General features: G+C 65.9%; 4 protein-coding genes. All 4 read left to right on the forward strand.

Going from position 1 to position 3,992, the window contains the following annotated elements; translation table 11 throughout:
- Positions 1-803, forward strand: an 803-nt coding sequence (locus H926_RS0115170) for a 2-oxo acid dehydrogenase subunit E2 (RefSeq protein ID WP_022677070.1), incomplete at its 5' end; no start/stop codon positions are given.
- On the forward strand, positions 800-1,174 hold the full coding sequence (locus H926_RS0115175) for an acyl-CoA thioesterase (RefSeq protein ID WP_022677071.1): 375 nt from the start codon (positions 800-802) through the stop codon (positions 1,172-1,174). The genes H926_RS0115170 and H926_RS0115175, both read left to right, overlap by 4 nt.
- Positions 1,175-1,186: 12 nt before the next feature.
- A complete protein-coding gene (gene lpdA / locus H926_RS0115180) occupies positions 1,187-2,599 on the forward strand; it encodes a dihydrolipoyl dehydrogenase (protein WP_022677072.1) in 1,413 nt (470 codons plus the stop codon).
- Between the two features lie 141 nt (positions 2,600-2,740).
- Positions 2,741-3,910 carry an NAD(P)/FAD-dependent oxidoreductase gene (locus H926_RS0115185; protein ID WP_022677073.1) on the forward strand — a complete coding sequence of 390 codons (1,170 nt, stop codon included), beginning with the start codon at positions 2,741-2,743 and terminating at the stop codon, positions 3,908-3,910.
- Positions 3,911-3,992 lie beyond the last annotated feature (82 nt).

A 3,992-nucleotide genomic window follows, 5' to 3' on the forward strand; every position in this document is an offset into this window, starting at 1 on the left:
CCAAGCCCGGTGCGGCTGCAGCGCCCGCCACCGCTGCTGCCCCGGCTGCGCCCGCTGCTGCAACGCCGGCTCCGGCTGCTGCACCGGCCCCTGCGGTCGTGCCCGATTTCGGCATTCCTTACGAAGCGCAGAAGCTCAACAACGTGCGCAAGACCATTGCGCGCCGCCTGACCGAAGCCAAGCAGACCATCCCGCACATCTACCTTACGGTCGACGTGCGCCTCGATGCGCTGCTCAAGCTGCGCAGCCAATTGAACGCCGCGCTCGAAGCGCAGGGCGTCAAGCTTTCGGTCAACGACCTGCTGATCAAGGCGCTGGCCAAGGCCCTGGTCCAGGTGCCCAAGTGCAACGTCAGCTTTGCCGGCGATGAGCTGCGCAGCTTCACCCGCGTCGACGTGTCGGTGGCCGTGGCCGCGCCTTCGGGCCTGATCACGCCGATCATCAAGGATGCCGGGGCCAAGTCGATCTCGGCTATCGCCACCGAGATGAAGCAACTGGCCGGCAAGGCCCGCGAAGGCAAGCTGCAGCCGCATGAATTCCAGGGCGGCACGGCCTCGCTGTCGAACCTGGGCATGTTCGGCATCAAGCAGTTCGAAGCCGTGATCAATCCGCCGCAGGGCATGATCCTGGCCGTGGGTGCCGGCGAACAGCGCCCCTATATTGTCGATGGCGCGCTGGGCGTGGCCACGGTGATGAGCGCCACCGGCAGCTTTGACCACCGCGCGATCGACGGCGCCGATGGCGCCGAACTGATGCAGGCGTTCAAGCAGATCGTCGAAAACCCCTTGGCGCTGGTGGCATGAGCGTAAGCAGCCGCGAGCCGGCCATCCGCGTCACCGCCATGCCGGCGGATTGCAACGCCTATGGCGACATTTTCGGCGGATGGCTGATGTGCCTGATGGACAATGCTGCGGGGCTGATCGCCTCGCGGCGTTGTCGCGGGCGCGCGGTCACCATCGCGCTCGACGGCATGCAGTTCCTCAATCCGGTGAAGGTGGGTGACGAGGTGTCGGTCTATGGCGAAATCGAAAAGACCGGGCGCACCTCGATGACCATCGCCATCGAGGCATGGCGCCGCGAACGCCATCGCGAGCAGTCCTCGATGGTCACCCAGGCCAAGTTCACGTTTGTTGCCGTTGACGGCACCGGCCGGCCCCGCCCGGTTGACGAATAAGGAGAATTCCAAGTGGCTGATCAATATGACGTGATCGTCCTCGGTTCGGGTCCTGGCGGCTATGTGGCGGCAATCCGCTGCGCCCAGCTGGGTCTCAAGACCGCCATTGTCGAGCGCGAGCTGCTCGGCGGCATCTGCCTCAACTGGGGCTGCATTCCCACCAAGGCGCTGCTGCGCTCGGCTGAAGTGCTCAACCACATGAAGCACGCGGCCAGCTATGGCCTAGCGGCCGACAACATCCGCGCCGATCTGGACGCGGTGGTCAAGCGTTCGCGCGGCGTGGCCAAGCAGCTCAACCAGGGCGTGACGCACCTGATGAAGAAGAACAAGATCACCGTGCACATGGGCACGGGCGTCTTGAAGAGCCCCACCAGCATCGAAGTGACCGGCGACAAGGGCACCGAAACGATTTCGGCCAAGCATGTGATCGTCGCTACTGGTGCCCGTGCGCGCGACCTGCCGTTTGCCAAGGCCGATGGCAACCGCGTGTGGACCTATCGCCATGCGATGACGCCCAAGGAACTGCCGAGCAAGCTGCTGGTCATCGGCTCGGGCGCGATCGGTATCGAGTTCGCCAGCTTCTACAACGACATGGGCGCTGACGTGACCGTGGTCGAAATGCTCGATCGCGTCGTGCCGGTGGAAGACGCCGATGTTTCGGCATTCCTCGAAAAGGCGCTGACCAAGCAGGGCATGAAGATCATGACCGGCGCGGGCGTGGAAAGCCTGGCGGTGTCGGCCAATGGCGTGAAGGCCAAGATCAAGGCCAAGGACGGCAAGGTGATCGACGGCGATTACAGCCATGTGATCGTGGCCGTCGGTATCGTGCCCAATACCGAGAACATCGGGCTTGAAGCACAGGGCGTGAAGATGGAGCGCGGCTTCATCCAGATCGACGGCTATGGCCGCACCGGCGCCAAGGGCCTGTGGGCGATCGGCGACGTGACGCCCGGGCCGTGGCTGGCGCACAAGGCCAGCCATGAAGGCGTGATCGCGGCGGAAGCCATTGCGGCCGAACTCGGCAACAAGGACGTGCATCCACACCCGATGGACCGCGCCAACATCCCCGGCTGCACCTATTGCCACCCGCAGATCGCCAGCGTCGGCCTGACCGAGGCCAAGGCCAAGGAAGCGGGCTATACCGTCAAGGCCGGCACGTTCCCGTTCATCGGCAACGGCAAGGCCATCGCGCTGGGCGAGCCGGAAGGCTTCGTCAAGACGGTGTTCGATGCCAAGACCGGCGAACTGCTAGGCGCGCACATGATCGGCGCCGAAGTGACCGAAATGATCCAGGGCTTTGTCGTGGGCAAGACGCTGGAAACCACCGAGGCCGAACTGATGCACACGGTGTTCCCGCACCCGACCATCAGCGAATCCATGCATGAATCGGTGCTCGCCGCCTACGGCCGCGCCCTGCATATCTAAGGCAAACGGCCTTCCTCCCGCGTGCGGGAGGGAGGCCTATCTACTCCCCTCCCGCACGCGGGAGGGGTTGGGGGAGGGCATGTTGCACCCCAACCGCCCAGGCTCTTGCCAAACCTCCACCAATCCCCCACGGCCCCAGGCATGACGCACGATGTGATCATCCTGGGCGCCGGGGCGGCTGGCCTGTTCTGCGCGGCCACGGCGGCTGCGCGCGGGCGCCGCGTGGTGGTGCTCGATCACGCCGAAAAGCCGGGCAAGAAAATCCTGATTTCCGGCGGCGGCCGCTGCAATTTCACCAATCTGCACACCGCGCCCGATCGCTATCTGTCCGAAAATCCGCATTTCGCGCGCTCCGCGCTCAGCCGGTTTACCCCGGGCGATTTCATTGCCCTGGTCGATGCCCACGGCATCGCCTGGCATGAAAAGACGCTGGGGCAGTTGTTCTGCGATGGCTCTGCCCGCCAGATCGTGGATATGCTGATGGACCAGTGCGCCGCCGCTGGCGCGCAGGTGCGCTGCAACAGCCCGATCACCGCGGTGCGCCACGCCGATGGCCTGTTCCATGTCAGCGCGGGGGAAAGCGCATTTGCCGCCCCGTCGCTGGTCATCGCCACCGGCGGCCCGGCCATTCCCAAGATCGGCGCCACCGGCTTTGCCTATGACCTGGCGCGGCAATTCGGCCTAAAGGTGGTGCAACCGCGCCCCGCGCTGGTGCCGCTCACCCTGCCGGCCGAGGCTGCCTTGTTCCGTGAACTGTCGGGCATTGCGGCCCCGGTCGAGGCCACGTGCGGCAAGGCGCGTTTTGCCGAAGCGGCGCTGTTCACCCATCGCGGGCTGTCCGGCCCGGCGATCCTCCAGGTGTCCTCATACTGGAAGCGCGGCGAGGCGGTGCGCATCGATTTCCTGCCCGGCCGCACGGGCGATTGGCTGCTCGATGCCAAGCGCCAGCGCCCGCGCGCGGGCATGCGCAGCGTGCTGGGCGAAGCGCTGCCCGAGCGCCTGGCCACCGCCCTGGCCGACCAGCTTGGCCTGGCGGCCGAAATGGGCAACCTGCCCGACAAGGCGTTGCGCGCCGCGCAGGCGCGCCTGCATGCCTGGGATTTCATGCCCGATGGCAGCGAAGGCTTTGCCAAGGCCGAAGTGACCGCCGGCGGTATCAGCACGGCCGAACTGTCGCAGCGCACGATGGAAGCGCGCAAGGTTCCGGGTCTTTATGCCATTGGCGAGGCGGTGGACGTGACCGGCTGGCTGGGCGGGGATAACTTCCAGTGGGCCTGGGCGAGCGCGCACGCGGCCGGCATGGCCGCCTGATCGGGGAAATACCTAGGGAAACGCGGGTTGAACCGGCAGAAACCTGCCGGATAACGGCGGGGGAAAGCCCATTGGGGGGAAG

It is taken from the genome of Novosphingobium sp. B-7, from assembly GCF_000410615.1.
Classification (GTDB): Bacteria; Pseudomonadota; Alphaproteobacteria; order Sphingomonadales; family Sphingomonadaceae; genus Novosphingobium; species Novosphingobium capsulatum.

What these genes read in the sequence shown, in the direction of transcription:
- H926_RS0115185 (WP_022677073.1), top strand. Translation starts at nt 2,741, where the DNA reads ATGACGCACGATGTGATCATCCTGGGCGCCGGGGCGGCTGGCCTGTTC.
- H926_RS0115175 (WP_022677071.1), top strand. Translation starts at nt 800, where the DNA reads ATGAGCGTAAGCAGCCGCGAGCCGGCCATCCGCGTCACCGCCATGCCG.